The 16,825-nt window shown below is 60.0% G+C and carries 16 protein-coding genes and 1 pseudogene; 7 read left to right on the plus strand and 10 right to left on the minus strand.

All coding sequences use genetic code 11. The features are described from left to right. Positions 1-100: 100 nt before the first annotated feature. Both BK667_RS21500 and BK667_RS21510 read right to left on the minus strand, forming a co-directional pair. A complete protein-coding gene (locus BK667_RS21500) occupies positions 101-502 on the minus strand; it encodes a lysozyme inhibitor LprI family protein (protein WP_123598816.1) in 402 nt (133 codons plus the stop codon). 186 nt (positions 503-688) lie between these two features. Further along, a pseudogene (locus tag BK667_RS21510) lies at positions 689-1,087 on the minus strand (GFA family protein); the annotation flags it as partial. A gap of 168 nt (positions 1,088-1,255) precedes the next feature. Between BK667_RS21510 and BK667_RS21515 the strand changes: the two are divergent. Further along, entirely contained in the window at positions 1,256-1,744 is a 489-nt protein-coding gene (locus tag BK667_RS21515; RefSeq protein WP_123598817.1) for an SRPBCC family protein, read from the plus strand. Then, the gene (locus BK667_RS21520; protein ID WP_123598818.1) at positions 1,745-2,545 is read left to right on the plus strand and encodes an aminoglycoside phosphotransferase family protein; all 801 of its coding nucleotides are present in this window, start codon (positions 1,745-1,747) and stop codon (positions 2,543-2,545) included. Positions 2,546-3,663: 1,118 nt separating this feature from the next. Here the strand turns inward: BK667_RS21520 and BK667_RS21540 are convergent. Continuing rightward, positions 3,664-4,584 (minus strand): AraC family transcriptional regulator, encoded by a 921-nt coding sequence (locus BK667_RS21540; protein ID WP_123598819.1) that lies wholly within the window; start codon positions 4,582-4,584, stop codon positions 3,664-3,666. Positions 4,585-4,762: 178 nt separating this feature from the next. On the opposite strand from BK667_RS21540, the gene BK667_RS21545 reads away from it, so the two are divergent. Both BK667_RS21545 and BK667_RS21550 read left to right on the plus strand, forming a co-directional pair. Beyond that, positions 4,763-5,500, plus strand: coding sequence for an SDR family oxidoreductase (locus BK667_RS21545; protein ID WP_123598820.1), 738 nt, complete (start codon positions 4,763-4,765; stop codon positions 5,498-5,500). Positions 5,501-5,514: 14 nt separating this feature from the next. After that, positions 5,515-5,772: an Atu4866 domain-containing protein gene (locus BK667_RS21550; RefSeq protein WP_123516136.1), complete on the plus strand. Its 258-nt coding sequence runs from the start codon at positions 5,515-5,517 to the stop codon at positions 5,770-5,772. 40 nt (positions 5,773-5,812) lie between these two features. Here the strand turns inward: BK667_RS21550 and inhA are convergent, their stop codons facing one another. Continuing rightward, positions 5,813-6,499 (minus strand): isonitrile hydratase, encoded by a 687-nt coding sequence (inhA, locus tag BK667_RS21555; RefSeq protein WP_123598821.1) that lies wholly within the window; start codon positions 6,497-6,499, stop codon positions 5,813-5,815. A gap of 90 nt (positions 6,500-6,589) precedes the next feature. Between inhA and BK667_RS21560 the strand changes: the two genes are divergently transcribed. Beyond that, positions 6,590-7,573 (plus strand): GlxA family transcriptional regulator, encoded by a 984-nt coding sequence (locus BK667_RS21560; protein WP_123598822.1) that lies wholly within the window; start codon positions 6,590-6,592, stop codon positions 7,571-7,573. Here the strand turns inward: BK667_RS21560 and BK667_RS21565 are convergent. The 5 genes from BK667_RS21565 to BK667_RS21585 form a co-directional block, all read right to left on the minus strand. Continuing rightward, positions 7,542-8,444: an alpha/beta fold hydrolase gene (locus BK667_RS21565; RefSeq protein ID WP_259698145.1), complete on the minus strand. Its 903-nt coding sequence runs from the start codon at positions 8,442-8,444 to the stop codon at positions 7,542-7,544. The genes BK667_RS21560 and BK667_RS21565 overlap by 32 nt on opposite strands. A 55-nt stretch (positions 8,445-8,499) precedes the next feature. After that, positions 8,500-8,889 carry a hypothetical protein gene (locus tag BK667_RS21570; RefSeq protein WP_123516142.1) on the minus strand — a complete coding sequence of 130 codons (390 nt, stop codon included), beginning with the start codon at positions 8,887-8,889 and terminating at the stop codon, positions 8,500-8,502. Positions 8,890-9,309: 420 nt separating this feature from the next. Then, on the minus strand, positions 9,310-10,182 hold the full coding sequence (locus tag BK667_RS21575; protein ID WP_123598823.1) for a PI-PLC domain-containing protein: 873 nt from the start codon (positions 10,180-10,182) through the stop codon (positions 9,310-9,312). A 208-nt stretch (positions 10,183-10,390) separates the two neighbouring features. Next, the gene (locus BK667_RS21580) at positions 10,391-12,217 is read right to left on the minus strand and encodes a glycoside hydrolase family 15 protein (protein ID WP_123598824.1); all 1,827 of its coding nucleotides are present in this window, start codon (positions 12,215-12,217) and stop codon (positions 10,391-10,393) included. Next, positions 12,210-13,010, minus strand: coding sequence for a glucose 1-dehydrogenase (locus BK667_RS21585; protein ID WP_123598825.1), 801 nt, complete (start codon positions 13,008-13,010; stop codon positions 12,210-12,212). Before BK667_RS21585 ends, BK667_RS21580 begins: the two co-directional genes overlap by 8 nt. Positions 13,011-13,277: 267 nt before the next feature. On the opposite strand from BK667_RS21585, the gene BK667_RS21590 reads away from it, so the two are divergent. Beyond that, on the plus strand, positions 13,278-14,450 hold the full coding sequence (locus BK667_RS21590) for an MFS transporter (protein ID WP_123598826.1): 1,173 nt from the start codon (positions 13,278-13,280) through the stop codon (positions 14,448-14,450). A 119-nt stretch (positions 14,451-14,569) separates the two neighbouring features. Here the strand turns inward: BK667_RS21590 and BK667_RS21595 are convergent, their stop codons facing one another. Then, positions 14,570-15,703, minus strand: coding sequence for a cupin-like domain-containing protein (locus tag BK667_RS21595; protein ID WP_123598827.1), 1,134 nt, complete (start codon positions 15,701-15,703; stop codon positions 14,570-14,572). A gap of 139 nt (positions 15,704-15,842) precedes the next feature. On the opposite strand from BK667_RS21595, the gene BK667_RS21600 reads away from it, so the two are divergent. Next, complete coding sequence (locus tag BK667_RS21600) at positions 15,843-16,577, plus strand: thioesterase II family protein (protein ID WP_123598828.1); 735 nt, start codon at positions 15,843-15,845, stop codon at positions 16,575-16,577. The last annotated feature ends 248 nt before the right edge of the window (positions 16,578-16,825 follow it).

Raw genomic sequence — 16,825 nt, forward strand, 5'->3', positions numbered from 1 at the left:
GAAGGCCGCCTTCGCGGGCGAGCCTCGTTCCTACAGGTGATCACATTCCCCTGTAGGAGCGAGGCTTGCCCGCGAAGAGGCCCTCACAGACACAAAATCATCAAGCCCCAGGCACCGGGCAACTCAAATCACCTTCTTCACACTTCAAATAAGTCTTGAGCGCCTCGACCCGCGCCTTGGTCAGGCCGGTCGTGCAATTGCTGTAGATCAGCGGATACACGCTGCCCCCCTCAACCCCGGAAGCCGAGAACTTGCACTCCGCATCCCGAAACGCCACCCAGCTCCGTTGGGCGCTGACCAGCAGCTTCTTGGCATCGGGACTGTCTTTCAGCCGTTGGGTGATCTGCTGATACAACGTATTCAACTCTTTATCCGCAGCCTTGTATTGCTGGCCGGCGCACTGATTCATATCGCCCTGGGTCGTGGCATTGTCACAGTCCATGGCGTGAGCGGCGGTGATGAACAGCAGCGGCGTCAGCGCCAGGAGAAAGCGTGGGTGCATGGGGGATTCTCGTGGTGGGATTGGAAGTGGAGGGCAGTGTAGCGAATCTGCGATTCACCGCTCACCCTGTGGGAGCGGGCTTGCTCGCGAAAGCGGTGTGTCAGGCTGCATTACTGTCGACTGACACGCCCTCTTCGCGAGCAAGCCCGCTCCCACAGGGGATTGTGTCGTCTGATGAATCCAGGTCTGCCACTCAGGGCATTGTTCAACGGCTTCATATTCAAGCCAAGGCACATCATGAGACGTCCAGATATGCGCCTGCGGCGTCATACCCGGATCAGCATCCAGCGTCGCCACCCGCACGATCACATGCGGCTGAGCCAAACGTTCCGCCATCAAATGCGAACCACACACCGAGCAGAAATACCGAAGCTTGCCGGGAGACGACTCAAAACTGCTCAACCGATCCTGCCCCTTGGTCCAGCGAAAATGCTCACGCATGACCCCGGCGGTCGAGGCGAATGCTGCGGCGTGAGCCTTGCGGCAAGTCTGGCAATGGCAATGAACGATCGGCATGTCGAGGCCGTCGAGTTGGTATTCGATGGATTTGCACAGGCAGCTGCCGTGTAGGGTGGGATGTGGCATGGGGCGTCCTTGACCTGAAATTCAAACGATGTGCACTTTAACATTCACTTTTCCGGGCCTTTCAGGGCGCAAGCAAGATCCCGAGAGCGACGATTGCACTGGCTTGATACAACTTTAGGGTTGGTCTTGTGGTCTTACAGGCCTACTGTTCAGTACAGGAGGTGACTTATGAATCCAGCATCAGATCGCATCGAAAGGAAGATTTTGCTCAAGGCGCCGCGCTCGCATGTCTGGCGCGTGGTGGCCAATGCCGAAGCGTTCGGCCAGTGGTTTGGCGTGTCGCTCGAGGGCAAGCGCTTTGTCGCCGGTGAATGGACCCAGGGGCAGATTACCTATCCGGGTTATGAGCACTTGCTGTGGAATGTCCTGGTGGAGCGGGTCGAGCCGGAGCGGGTGTTTTCGTTTCGCTGGCATCCGTATGCCGTGGAACCGGAGGTCGATTACTCCCAGGAGCCCACCACCCTGGTGAAATTCGAACTTCAGGACATGGACGAAGGCACGTTGTTGACGGTTGTCGAGTCCGGTTTCGATCACATTCCCCAAACCCGACGGCTCAAGGCATTCCGCATGGACAGTCGGGGCTGGGATGAGCAGATGAGCAATATCGAAGAGTTTCTGAAAACCAGCGCCAAGGCCCGTGAGCATCATGGAGAGTAAATGTTTGAACCCTGGTTGAAGCGCTGGGCGCTGGTGCCGGACGGCGAGCCGATCATCACGCCCGGCAGTCGTTTGCTGCCGGTGCGGATGGGGGAAGTACCGGCGATGTTGAAGGTGGCGGTGGAAGCCGAGGAGAAGTTCGGCAATCTGCTGATGACCTGGTGGGACGGTGAGGGTGCAGCCCAAGTGTTCGCCTATCACAGTGACGGGTTGTTGCTTGAACGTGCCATTGGCCGGCGTTCGTTGATGAACATGGCACTCAACGGCCAGGACGACGAAGCCAGCCAGATCCTCTGTGCAGCGGTGGCGCGGTTGCATGCGCCGCGCTCGTCGCCCTTGCCGCCGCTGGTGCCGTTGGCGCAATGGTTCACATCATTACGCCTGGCAGCCGCGCAGCACGGCGGCCTCTATTCCCTGAGTCTGAGCACCGCTGAAGCCTTGCTGGCCGAGCCACAAGACGTGGTTGTGCTGCACGGCGACATCCATCACGAAAACATTCTGGATTTCGGCCCGCGAGGCTGGCTGGCCATCGACCCCAAACGGGTGATCGGCGAGCGCGGTTTCGATTACGCCAACCTGATTTGCAACCCGGAACTGCCCACGGCGACGGATCCACTGCGTTTTGCGCGACAAATCAAGATCGTGGCGAAAGCGGCAGGGCTTGAGCGCCGGCGCTTGCTGCAATGGGTGCTGGCCTTTGCCGGATTGTCGGCGGCGTGGTTTCTTGAGGATGGCGACACCCTGGCGGCCGAAGGTCAGCTGCAGATCGCTAAACTCGCGGCTTCCAGCCTGGATACCTGAGTCGACTAAGGGTTTTCGGAAGCGGGGTATAGCGAATGTCTTACACGCGGTGGTAGCTATGTCGTCTATTGCACATTGGATCCGAAGCGTAATCTAGCCTCATCAACTGAAGCACAGGGAGTGCTCAGGATCACGGATGATCGACCATAAGCAAGGATTCGCTGCCGACAGGGAGTCGACATGGTCTTGGGAAAAACCCGCTTCGGCGGGTTTTTTTTCGTCTGTCGAAAATCCAATGACCGCGCCCAACCCAAATTCCCTGTGGGAGCGAGGCTTGCCCGCGAAGAGGCCATCGCATCCAACATCAATCCTGACTGACCCACCGCTTTCGCGAGCAGGCTCGCTCCCACAGTAAATCGCTGCCATCCCCCAATATCGCGCCAACCCAGATCCCCTGTAGGAGCAAGGCTTGCCCGCGAAGAGGCCATCACATCCAACATCAATGCTGGCTGATCCACCGCTTTCGCGAGCAGGCTCGCTCCCACCCTTGATCATCGCCAGACACAAATCCCGCGCCAACCCAGATCCCCTGTAGGAGCAAGGCTTGCCCGCGAAGAGGCCATCACATCCAACATCAATGCTGACTGACCCACCGCTTTCGCGAGCAAGCCCGCTCCCACAGTAAATCGCTGCCATCCCCAAATACCGCGTAGAACACAGATCCCACAGGAAAAAATCAGGCACCAATGGTCAATCGCTTACACGCACTCGCGGGTATGTCGTCTGTTTAAGCTTCGGCGATGCGCCTATTCTGGATCCATCAACTGAAGCACAGGGAGTGCTCAGGATCACGGATGATCGACCATTAGCCAGGATGGCTGCCGACAGGATGTCGCAATGGTCTTGAGAAACCCGCTTCGGCGGGTTTTTTTTCGTCTGCCAAAAAGCATCGGCAACACCACGCTTTTGCTTTTGTAGGAGCAAGGCTTGCCCGCGAAGAAGCTGACGCGGTGTCCAGATAGAACCGTGTCATCGTTCATCGCGGGCAAGCCTTGCTCCTACAGATCACGGATGATCGACCATTAGCCAGGAAGGCTGCCGACAGGATGTCGCAATGGTCTTGAGAAACCCGCTTCGGCGGGTTTTTTTATGGGCGATGGAAAAGCCGGGAAGGCTCGCTAGGTCGCTTCTTCCCGCAAACGCGCCATGTCTTTACTCGGCGAAGCGCCAAACAGACGGCTGTATTCACGGCTGAATTGCGACGGGCTTTCGTAACCCATTTTGTAGCCGACGGACGAAACGTCGCTGTCCTGGGCCAGCAACAACCGCCGCGCCTCTTGCAGGCGCAACTGTTTCTGGTACTGCAACGGGCTCATGGCCGTGACGGATTTGAAGCGGTGATGCAGTGCCGAGGTGCTGAGGTTGATCAACTGCGCCAGGCGTTCGATGCTCAGCGGTTCGGCGTAATGCCTGTTCAACCATTCGATGGCGCGGCTGATGCGGTGGGTCTGGGAGTCAGGAATGGCGATTTCATGCAAGCGCTGGCCCTGCTCACCGCACAATAACCGATAGAAAATCTCCTGCTGGGCCAGCGGTGCCAGGGCGGCAATGTCGTCCGGCGTGTCGAGCAACCGCAGCAAGCGCAGCACCGCATCCAGCAACGGCGCGTCGATGCGGTCCAGAAACAGACCACGCCCGGAAGGGGTTGTCGTGGGCGCAGCGGTCGAGCCAACATCGGCAATCAACCGGCAAATCTGCGCCGGGTCGATGTCCAGGCGCAGGCACAGGTAGGGGCGTTCAGGGCTGGCCTCGATGACCTTGCCGGCCAGGGGCAGGGTGACCGACACCACCAGATAATTCAGCGCGTCGTAGAAATAACGTTCCGCCCCCAGCCGCACCTCCTTGCGCCCGTCGACAATCACACACAATCCCGGCTTGTGGATGCTATGCAAATCCTCGGTCGGGTGATCGCTGCGGATCAGGTGCACATCCTTGATCGCCGTCGGATGGACCCCGTATTCCGGGGCGAAACGCTTCATCAGGCTGGCCAGTTCGGCGCGCCGCAGGTCGATGCCGTCCGCAGAAGTTGAAGCCGTCATGCTGATCCATCTCCCTGGCCGCTGCTGTGATCGCGTTAGTAAAACCGATTGCGCCGATGCCGGCCAGTGCCGTATCGCCCGTACAGAATCGTGCAAGAAGGCAGGAGAAACCGGCTAACCCGACCCCGCGCGGCCTCCCTAATCTGGACCTGTCGAAACCGGAAGCAGGAGAGTCATCATGTCCCATCTACAAGGCAAAGTGGTTGTCATTACCGGCGCCAGCAGCGGCATCGGCGAAGCCACCGCACGGTTGCTGGCCAGCCTGGGCGCTCGCGTCGTCCTCGGCGCCCGGCGGGTCGAACGCCTGGAAACGCTGGTCGCCGAGCTCAAGCAAAGCGGGTACAGCGCAGAGTTTCAAGCAGTAGACGTCACCCGCCGCGATGATGTGCAAGCCTTCATCGATTTCGCCGTCGAACGCTTCGGCCGGGTCGATGTGATCGTCAACAACGCCGGTGTCATGCCACTGTCGAAACTTGAACGTTTGAAGTTCGAGGAGTGGGACCGCATGATCGACGTCAACATCCGCGGCGTGCTCCACGGTATCGCCGCCGGGTTGCCGCTGATGCAGGCCCAGCGCTCGGGTCAGTTCATCAATATTGCATCGATTGGTGCCTATAGCGTCAGCCCGACAGCGGCGGTGTATTGCGCCACAAAATTCGCGGTGCGGGCGATTTCCGAGGGGTTGCGCCAGGAAGTCGGGGGTGACATTCGGGTCACGCTGATCTCCCCCGGAGTCACCGAATCCGACCTGGCCGAAAGTATTTCCGATGCCGGTGGCCGCGCGCAAATGCGTGAATTCCGCAAAATCGCCATTCCTGCCGCCGCGATTGCGCGGGCGATTGCCTACGCCATCGATCAACCGGCAGAGGTGGATGTCAGCGAACTGATTGTGCGCCCGACCGCCAGTCCGTTTTGAGAGGAGCGCGCAACATGAGCAAGGCATTCGGCAATCAAGACAAATACGTCGGCCTGTGGGTCACTGCCGACGGCGTGATCCGCCACCAACTGTTGCCCGGCGGGCGTTACGACGAGGCACGGGGTAAACGGGAGAGCGCCTATCTGGGGCGTTACTGGCTGGAGGGTGACCACATCGAGTATGTCGACGACACCGGCTTCACCGCCGACGGCGATTTTCGCGATGACGTGCTGTATCACGCCGGCATGGTGCTTTACCGGCAGCCGACGTGATGACCAAACGGCGAGCCCTTCATGGGCTCGCTGCTTTCATTTACCGCAGATTGAGCCTGGCCGCCGCCCGCTCGACGATCAACTTGCGCTGCTGGTAAGACGGCGCCGCACGTCGTTGCGCCTCTTCGACGATGGCGTTTGGCGCGGTGTCCGGGCTACCGGACTGGAACGGTGGCGACGGGGCGTATTCCAGTTGCAGCTGAATCACTTGCGCAATGTCCTTATCTAACAGCTCCGCGGCCAGGGTCAGGGCAAAGTCGATGCCCGCCGTGATCCCGCCACCGGTAAACAGATTACCGTCGCGCACCACCCGATCCTTCACCGGGATCGCGCCCAGGGGCGCGAGAAAATCGTGATAAGCCCAGTGCGTGGTGGCGCGCTTGCCTTGCAGCAGGCCCGCCGCACCCAGCACCAGCGAACCGGTGCACACCGATGTCACGTAACGGGCATTGGCTGCCTGGGCCTTGATGAAAGCCAGGGTGCCTTCGTCTTCCATTAACGGCCCGACACCGCTGCCGCCGGGAATGCAGATCACGTCCAGCGCCGGGCAATCGTCGAACGTGGTGGTCGGTTTCAGCACCAGCCCAGTGCTGGCGGTGACTGGCACCAGGTCCTTCCAGATCAAATGCACCTTCACGTCCGGCAGCGAGGCCAGCACGTCATAAGGGCCGGTCAGGTCCAGTTGTTGAACCTGTGGAAACAACAGAAAACCGATCTGCAACGTCATGGCGCTTATCTCCTGATTGGGGTGGACGGCTTCACTGTAGGCTCGTAGCATCTGGCGTATCCGCCAATCACCCCACGAATTACGCCAATCATGCCCAAAGCCATTCATGTGCTCGCGTTTACCAACGTGCAACTGCTCGACGTCACCGGGCCGTTGCAGGTATTCGCCTCGGCCAACGACATTGCCCGGCAACTGGGTTTGCCGGCGCCCTATGCGCCGTCGGTGATTGCCAGCGGTGGCGGGGCGGTGATGTCTTCGGCGGGGTTGGCGCTGTTGGCTGAACCGTTGCCCTCGGGTGACAGCGACACGTTGATCATCGCCGGCGGTTGGGGCGTTTACTCGGCGTCGGAAGACGCCCGACTGGTGGCGTGGGTACGCGAACACGCGGCGGGTTGTCGTCGGGTTTCCTCGGTGTGCACCGGCGCTTTTTTACTGGCCGCCAGTGGCTGGCTTGACGGTCGGCGGGTGGTGACCCACTGGACCCGTTGCGAGGAGTTGGCGCAAAAGCACCCGCGCCTGCAAGTCGAGCCCAACCCGATCTTTATCAACGACGGCCCGGTGTGGACCTCGGCTGGGGTCACCGCCGGCATCGACCTGGCGCTGGCCATGGTCGAAGAAGACCTTGGCCGTGCCATGGCCCTCGATGTTGCGCGGCATTTGGTGGTGTTTCTGAAGCGTCCGGGCGGGCAGTCGCAGTTCAGTGTGACCCTGTCCTTGCAACAGGAAGGCAGCCGTTTCGACGAACTTCATGCCTGGATAAGCGAAAATCTCACCAAGGATCTCGGTGTGCCGACTCTGGCCCTGCAAGCCGGTATGAGCGAACGCAGCTTCATCCGTCACTACCGCACCGACACTGGGCAGACCCCGGCCCGGGCCATCGAACTGATTCGGGTCGAGACCGCGCGCCGATTGCTCAGCGATACCGGCGTACCGATCAAGCGGGTCGCGGTGCAATGCGGGTTCGGCAGTGAAGAAACCCTGCGCCGCAGTTTCTTGCGAGCCATGGGCGTGACGCCCCAGGCGTATCGCGAGCGCTTCAGCGTCAGCCTTTCAGTAGATCCAGTAACGCCTTGATCGTCGCTTCGGGCGCTTCTTCGGGAATGTTGTGCCCAACGCCTGCCAACACGCGGCGCTCGTAGGGGCCGGTGAAATGCTCGATGTCATCGTCTGCCTCCGGTGCCGGTCCTACACCGTCATCAGCCCCGCACAGGGAAATCGTTGGCACGTTGATCGGTGGCTGCTTGGCCAGCGCTTCCTCCATCCATTCCAGCGCCGGGTCGCCCGCAACGTACATGAAGCGATGCCGGTAAGAGTGGATCACCACCTCGACGAAATCCGGGTTATCGAACGCCGGCGCACTCAAGGGATAACGCTCGTCGTTCCTGGCCCAGGTCGGCGACCACAGGCGCCAGAGCAATTCGCAAAAGGCCCGGCGATTTTCGGTCAAGCCGTCAACACCACGCTGGGTGTGAAAGTAGAACTGATACCAGAGGCGGTGTTCGGTTACCGGGTCCCGTGGCCGGATCGAGCCGGGAATATTCTGCAAGTTGTAGCCATCGCCGGTGACCAGGCAGCGAACCCGCTCCGGCCACAACGCCGCCACGATACACGCCGCCCGACCGCCCCAGTCATAGCCACAGAGCGCGGCTTGGGGGAGGGCGAGGGCGTCCATCAGCTCCAGCAAGTCCTGGGCGAGCGCGGCTTGTTGACCGGAGCGCAGGGTGTCGGGGCTGTTGAAACGGGTCGGGCCGTAGCCGCGCAGGTACGGGACGATGACGCGATAGCCCAGCGCGGCGAGGGCCGGGGCGATTTCGTCGTAGCCCCTGGGCGAGTAGGGGAAGCCGTGGAGCAGGATGATCGGGTCGCCGGTGGTGGGGCCGTGGTGTTCGTAGGCGATATTCAGTTGAGGCGTTTCAATGTGCTGAATGACTGGCGACTGGGTCACGACCGAACTCCTGAGCATGGGCATCCGAGCACATTAGCTGATGAATTGTGTCATCTCAGGCTTCCACTTCCGCCACCTGATTAAAGTACTTCGTCCGATCCGGCGTAAACGTCACCACCATTTTCGTCCGGGAACAGGTCAACGCCCGCTCCGTCGCCAAATCAATATCCAGATCTTCCCCGCGCAACCCCTGCCATTGCGCCAGGTACTTAAGCGAACCGTATTTTTCGAGTTTTTTCAGGCTGCGGCTCACGCCACCTTTCCAGCCCAGCACCGGCAGTTCGCCGGCGAGGCACTGTTGGGCGACGTCGGGAAATCGCGTGGCGCGTTGGCGGCCGATTTCCCAGCATTTGATCAGGCCCTTGTCGTGGTCTTCCCACAGTGCATCCCGGTTGAGGCCGGTGCGCAGTGGGTTGTCGATGGTGCGGTGGATACGCTGGGTCATTCTTGTTCCTTGAATTCGGGTTTTATTGGACAGCTCCGCTGTGCCCGTTGACGGTGGATGGTAGGGGCGGATGAAACAGCTGGCAACAGGGTATTTGCGGGTGTAGGAAACATGCGTAGAGGGTGAAACGCTTGGTATGTTTTGTCGCTGTAGGATCATTTCCTACGCGACTTTGTGGCGAGGGGGCTTGCCCCCGTTCGGCTGCAAAGCAGTCGCAGACCAGCAAATGCGCTGCTTTTGGAGAAATGAGTTGGCAGGTTTGGGGGGCGCTACGCACCTCAACGGGGGCAAGCCCCCTCGCCACAGGGGGTGCCCGGCGGTCAGATGAACCGCATCTTGTTGGTTTAATTGACCAGAAGAAGAGACATTTCCGACAAGCTCTGTGGGTTATGTATGACTCTCAATATCGATTTAAACGCATCATCGGTAAGGTCGTTTCAACTCGGGCTCCCGGACCAGGCGACTGTTGGCGCCGATGCAATATTCTACGAGATTACTTTCTTCAAAAAAGTCGACGCTGATAATGCTCGAGCGATAAAGGAAATAGCTGTCCATATCAAACCAGGCGTTAATTTCCTTGGTTAATTTAGTGGGGCCAAGCGCAAAGGTATATTGCGTCATCGATAGCCGCCACGGATAGATTGAAGTAGGTGGGTTCTGCATCACCTCCGTGATGTATTCTGCAAGCTCTGCAGCTGTAATGAATGTATCTCCCTGCCAGCGGTTGTCAAAGGCGGGCCAGAACAGTTCGGAGTAAAACTTCTCATAGTATTCAATCGAAAGAATGACCCGTCGTTTCGGGCTGATTTTTTTCAATTGTGCGAAGTCCAGGTGTCTGTCGCGATGTGGGATCAGACGCTCTTCCAATCCACCAAGTATCTGGGCTTTGAACGCCTGGTGATCAAAACGGTTATTTTTTTCGTCAAGCAGTTTGTTGAAGTCCAGAATAATGAACTCATCTGGATTTTCATCGAGGAAGGTATTGACTGAGGCGATGATTTCCTTGAGCCGTCGACCGCGGATCAGCGAGTGAAAAGTCATGAATTCATTGTTACGGGTCATCATGCGCAGATCAAACGACCGGGCGCCGTTTCTCATCTGCCACAGTAAGTCGTGATTTTGACAAAGTGACCAATGGGCCGATGTGGATTCCGGGAACGGATGGCCGATGTCCCAATCCATACCCGCGTTGTGGCAGCCGGGCCAGACAAATTGGCCGATCGTCAGACTGTCAATGTGCGGGGTGGTGCTCATCCAATTAGCGTAGTTGTTGCGTGTGGCTGAATTGCTCATGATAAATATTCTAGTAGTTAGTTGCGCGGCCGGCGGGTGGGTTGTGCCGGGTATGGCCACTTTATAGTCGAGCAGGTGGTTTAAATTAAAGTTGGAAAGTGTGGCAATAAAATACAACGGAGATAGGGCGATTAGCGCTAGGCAGTATTGTTTGTAAGTTTAACTTGTGAGTCGCCGACAATGCGCAAGGTCATGCCGGCGACTTTGCTCAAGGCTGCCAGTAATTCTTTTCCCCACTCAACTTTCGATCAAGGAAACTGGCGGCACTAATTAACGCCAGATGCGTCAGCGCTTGCGGTGTATTGCCCAAATGCCGCGCATGACTGTCGAACTCTTCGGCGTATAACCCTAACGGATTGGCATACCGCAACAACTGTTCAAACTCCAAATGCGCCTTCTCAACCTGACCGGCCCTGGCCAAACATTCGACGTACCAGAACGAGCACGCGGCGAAGGCGCCTTCGGTGCCGGACAAACCGTCGATCTGGCTGTCGTCGTTGCGGTAGCGGTAGACCATGCCGTCACGCACCAGGGTTTTCTGGATGGCTTCCAGGGTCGAGAGCCAGCGCGGGTCCTTGGCGCTGACGAAACGCACCAGCGGCATCAGCAGCATCGAGCCGTCGAGGGCAGTGCCGCCGATGTGTTGCACGAAATGCCCGCGCTCTTCGTTCCAGAAGTTTTCCCAGATGTCGGCGTAGATCGCCTGACGGGTCTGGTCCCAACGGGCGAACGGAGCGGGCAACGAGCGTTTCGAGGCCAGGCGAATGGCGCGATCCACGGCGACCCAGCACATCAGTCGCGAGTGCAGGAAGTGATGCTGCTCGCCGCGCATTTCCCAGATGCCGACGTCTTCGCTCTGCCAGGTTTCGCAGACCTGATCCACCACTTCCACGACGTGCTTCCAGCCTTCATGGGAAATCGCTTCGCCGTACTTGTTGACCAGGTACACCGCATCCATCAGCTCGCCAAAGATATCGAGCTGGATCTGATCGTAAGCCTGGTTGCCAATGCGTACCGGTTGCGCGCCGCCGTGGCCGCTCAGGTGGGTGAGTTCGGTTTCCGGCAGTTCCTGGCGGCCGTCGATGGCATAGAGGATGTTGATTTTCATCGACTGGCCATGGCAATCACTGACCCGATGGCGCATCCACTTCATGTAGGCGTTGGCTTCTTCGACGAAGCCCAGGCGCATGAAGGCATACACGGTGAACGAGGCGTCGCGGATCCAGGTGTAGCGATAATCCCAGTTGCGCTCGCCGCCCGGGGTTTCCGGCAGGCCGAAGGTCGCGGCGGCGAGAATGGCGCCGTGTTTACGCGAAGTCAGCAGCTTCAAGGCCAGCGCCGAGCGGTTGACCATTTCCCGCCAGCGCCCGCGATAGTTGGACTGGCCAATCCAGTCGCGCCAGAACTTCAGGGTGCGTTCCATGCACAATTCGGCGGCGCCTTCCTTGAAGCGTGGGTCGTCGATGGCACCCAGCAGAAACGCCGCGCTGTCACCTTGTTTGAGGGTGAATTCGGCGATGGCGGCATTGCCATCGAGGCTCAGCACCTGATCCGAAGACAGGCGCAGGGACGGTTGATCCGCCGCCTCGAAGGCCACGTCCTTTTCATTCATGCGCGCGCGGGTCTTGGCGCGGGCGTAGTCATGCCGCACCGCGCAACGCATGCGCATCGTCGCGGTGCCGCTGACCACCCGCACCCGGCGCATCAGCATCGGCAGGTCATCTTCGCTGTCGCCGATGGGCAGCAGGTCGGTGACTTCGACCACGGCACGCTCGCTCAGCCAACGGGTTTGCAGCACGTTGGTGTCAGGCAGGTAGATTTGCTCGCGGCGGGCGTCGGGCAAGTCCGGGGAAAGTTGGAAAATCCCGGCCTCGGGCGTGTCGAGCAGCGAGCAGAAGATCGACGGGCTGTCGAACTCCGGCCAGCAGAAGAAATCCACGCTGCCCTTGTCGTTAACCAGCGCCGCGCTGCGCATGTCGCCAATGATGCCGTGGGCGTCGATGGCGCTTTGTCGTTCGGGATGTTGATCAGCCATTGCCACGGAACTCCGGATAGAGGCTCATGCCGCCGTCGATAAACAGGGTAGTGCCAACGATGTAGTCCGACGCATCGGAAGCGAGAAACACCACGGCGCTGGCAATGTCGTCGACATCACCGATACGGCCGTAAGGGATGAGTTTGAGCAGTTCTTGCGCGGCATCGCCCTCGGTTTCGGCGCGGTTGATCGCCGTGCGAATTGCCCCCGGCGCGATGCCGTTGATGCGGATTTTCTGCTGACTGACTTCCTGGGCCAGAGTCTGCATCAGCATATCGACGCCGCCCTTGGACGCGGCGTAATTGACATGACCGGCCCACGGAATGCGCTGGTGCACCGAGCTCATGTGGATGATCTTGCCGGCAGCCTTGGACACGCCTTCGCGAACGCCTTGTTGATTGAAAATCCGCAGGGCGGCGCGGGCGCAGAGGAACTGGCCGGTGAGGTTGACGCCGATCACCTGGTTCCAGTCGGCGAGGCTCATGTCCACGGCGTTCGCGTCTTTTTGCATCCCGGAATTGGCCACCAGGATATCGAGGAAACCGAAGGCTTCGAGGGTCTGGGCGAACAGGCGTTCGACATCGGCTTCTTTCGAGACATCGGCACCGATGGCGATCGCGCGACCACCGTCGTCGTTGATCTGCCGGGCCAAGGCTTCGGCGGGTTCGGGCTGGGAGTTGTAGTTGATGACCACCGCTGCACCGGCAGCGGCCAGGGCTTTGGCGGCACCGGCACCGATGCCGGAACTGGCGCCGGTGACCAGCGCCACTTGTTGATCGAGGGAAATCTGCATGAACGTTAGCGCCTTGAAGGGAGGGCCTAATTAGCTGACTTGCTTACGGGGCAGAGAGTTCATTTGTGGGGGCCTGGGCGGGCCTCTTCGCGAGCAGGCTCGCTCCCACAATTGATCGGAGGTGTTCACCTGTTTGTGCCTGATGCAAGTCCCCTGTGGGAGCGAGCCTGCTCGCGAAGAGGCCTTCACACTCAACCAACAATTCCCCGCTTTCCCCTCAACCAGCCTTTATGGCAACTTGCACACCCGAATCGAGACCTGCAACCCATGGCAAACCCCTACCGCGAATTGTTCAAAGCTCCTGGCGCGCGGGCCTTCGTGCTGGCCGGGATGATTGCGCGCATGCCGATTTCCATGACCGGCATCGGCCTGATCACCATGCTCTCGCAGATAAAGGGCGGCTACGGATTGGCCGGCGCGGTGGCGGCGACCTTCGCCCTGGCCACGGCATTCTGCGCGCCGCAAGTGTCGCGGCTGGTGGATCGTTACGGCCAGGGCCGGATCCTGCCGGTGTCGGCGCTGCTGGGCGGTGGAGCGCTGTTGCTGCTGTTGCTCTGCACCCGGTTGCAGGCGCCGCACTGGACGCTGTTCGTGTTCGCCGCCCTGGCCGGGTGCATGCCGAGCATGTCGGCGATGGTCCGGGCGCGCTGGACCGAGCTCTATCGCGGCCAGCCGCAACTGCAAACTGCCTATGCCCTGGAATCAGTGCTGGATGAGGTCTGCTTTATTGTCGGGCCGCCATTGTCGGTAGGGTTGTGCGTGGTGGCGTTTCCCGAGGCGGGGCCGTTGGTGGCGCTGCTGGCGCTGGCCATCGGGGTTCCGGCATTCGTGTTACAGCGCGCCACCGAACCCCCTGTGCATCCCCATGAAATTCACCATCAAGGCTCGATCATCCGTTCCGGGGAAATCCAGTTGCTGATGCTGTTGATGACCGCCATGGGCGTGATTGTCGGCGTAGTGGACGTGGTCAGCGTTGCGTTCGCCCAGCAGCAGGGCCAACCGGCGGCGGCGAGTATTGTGTTGTCGGTGTACGCCATCGGCTCGTGCCTGGCCGGATTGGCGTTTGGCGCGTTGCGCTCGAAAGCTCCGCTGCCACGACTGTTCCTGTATGGCGGTGTGATGACCGCCGTGACTACATTGCCGTTGCTGTTGGCGACGAATATTTTCAGCTTGGCGCTGGCGATGTTTGTCGCGGGGTTGTTCTTCGCACCCACGCTGATTGTGGCGATGGCGTTGGTGGAGCGCATCGTGACCCCGGGCAAGTTGACCGAAGGCCTGACCTGGCTGATCACCGGGTTGAGCATCGGCGTGGCGATTGGCGCGGCGAGTTCCGGGTGGCTGGTGGACGCGTTCGGCGCGCGCAGCGGGTTTTGGGTGGCGATTGCGGCGGGGGCTGTGGTGTTGGGGTCGGCCATCCAAAGCTTCCGCCATTTGAAATAAAGATGAAGATCCAAATGTGGGAGCGAGCCTGCTCGCGAATGCGGTGTGTCAGTCAGCATTTTTATTGGCTGATACACCGCATTCGCGAGCAGGCTCGCTCCCACAGGGGGATCTCTGGGTCACCAGCCCCGGCCTGAGTTGACCCAGAAATTCACCGACAACGAGGTCGACACCGATTCCACCTGATGGAACCATCCCTCCGGCAAAAACAGCAGATCCCCAGACTCCAGGGTCACGCGCAAAAACGTTACGTCCCGTGCCAGCGGGAAGCGCTGATAATCCGGCGCATCCGGGTTGAAGTCGCAGCCGTCCAGCCCACCCTTGGGCGCGGTGGACCAGGTGCCGAGCGCTTCACGGTGATGCGGCGCGGCGAGGGTGAAGGTTTTCTGGCCCCAGACCTGAGCGAACAGGTTATCGGTGTCGTCGCGGTGCAGCGGCGTCAGGGTGCCTTTGGGGCCGATCCAGATCCGTGGCGGTATAAACAGCGACTGATCGAAGTACGGCGGGTACTTGATCTGCTGCATCAACTGCGCCGGCAGGATGTTATTGCCCATGTACGCCGGCGGTTCGCCGTTCGCGCCTTTGACCGCCGGGCTGTCCAGCGAGGCGATGAAATCGGCCATGGAGGTGGAGCGGAAATCCCGCTCGGTGGAGAAGGTTTTCTTCACGTAATCGCCATGGCGGGTGATGCCCTGCAGTTCGGCGAAATGCACCAGCGACTCTTCACGACTGAGCTTGAACAACGGCCAATCCTGCAACGCGTCGCTGATGATCAGCGGGATGCCGTGGGGCAGATAGCAGGTATCGAACTCGTGCTTGGACAGGTCGCTGCGTGGCCGCCGTTCTACTGTGCGCTGGGTCGGCAGGCCGGCGGTGAGGCGTTCGCTGAAACGCGGCGGGGTCGGGTAGCGCTTGTTCATGTCGACCTTTTCCACCACCGCAGCGCCATGCCGGGCGTGGTCGATGATCTGCGGCAACATCGTCGCCAGGCCCATGTTGCCGCCGATCTTCAAGCGGCCGCTGGCGAACAGTTCCTCGACGTTGGCCACGCCACCCATGATCCCGAGAAAATCTTGTTCCGCGACTTCAATGGTCACGTCGGGGCTGGCGTGTCGCCCGGCTTCGGTGCGGCTGCTGGCCTTGACCTCGGACCAGTACGCCTGGTGCGGGCCGAAGACGAATTGAAAAACCCCTTCGATGCCGACGGCGCCGGCATTGGCGAACAGTTTGCCCAGGATGGTCTGCAGGTCCACGACGTTCACTCTTGTTGGTCTTGTTGGTTTTGGTCTGAAGAGGGAACGAGCACATGCGCGTGAAATTTAACCCGCCGTGACTAATTTGCGCGGGCGCCGGGCCGTTCCTTAGTACAGACATCTTTTTGAGGAACCTGCGGTGACCAAGTTGACTCTGCTGTGCCTGCCGTATTCCGGCGCCAGCGCCATGGTCTACAGCCGCTGGCGGCGCAAGTTGCCGCAGTGGCTGCACCTGCAACCGGTGGAATTGCCGGGCCGTGGCGCCCGTTTTGACGAGCCTCTGCACACCGATATGCGCGCACTGGCCATGCAATTGGCCAAGGAACTGCGTCCGACGCTCAAGGCGCCGTATGCCTTGTTCGGCCACAGCCTGGGCGCCTTGATGGCCTGTGAGTTGGCCCACGCTTTTCGCGCGCTCGGCTGCCCTGAACCGGTTGCACTGTTCGCCTCAGGAACAGCGGCGCCGACCATGCGCGCCGACTACGACCGCGGTTTCGCCGAGCCCAAGACCGATGCCGAGCTGATCGACCAGTTGCGCACCCTCAATGGCACCAGCGAAGAAGTGCTGGCCAATGAAGAACTGATGAGCCTGACCCTGCCGATTTTGCGCGCCGATTTTCTGTTGTGCGGGCGGTTCCAGCCGGTGCAGCGCCCTTTGCTCAAATGCCCGGTGCACGTGCTCGGCGGCACGACCGATAAGGCCACCACCGAGCAATTGATCGGCTGGAGCAAGGAAACCCACGGCAGTTTCTCGGTGGACATGCTGGCGGGCGGGCACTTCTTCATCCATGAGCACGAAGCCAAGGTGCTGAGGGTGATCAAGGATCAACTGGACGTGCATCATCGGCGGCATGCGATGGCTGTCAGCGCCTGACCATTCGCCTCGATTCCCATTGTGGGAGCGAGCCTGCTCGCGAAAGCGGTGTGTCATTCAACATCAACGCTAATGACACACCGCATTCGCGAGCAGGCTCGCTCCCACATTGACTGGTGACCGTCTCAAGCCCCCGCAATACCTCCTTTCTGATACTTGTTCTCAATCGCTAATTTTTCCGGTCTGCATTCGTTTTATAGGGACGACGTGCCTTTGTGCTTCCTGCCTACTGATCCGGATGCTAAGAA

Origin of the sequence: Pseudomonas frederiksbergensis, assembly GCF_003732705.1 — a bacterium.
GTDB lineage: Bacteria > Pseudomonadota > Gammaproteobacteria > Pseudomonadales > Pseudomonadaceae > Aquipseudomonas > Aquipseudomonas frederiksbergensis_F.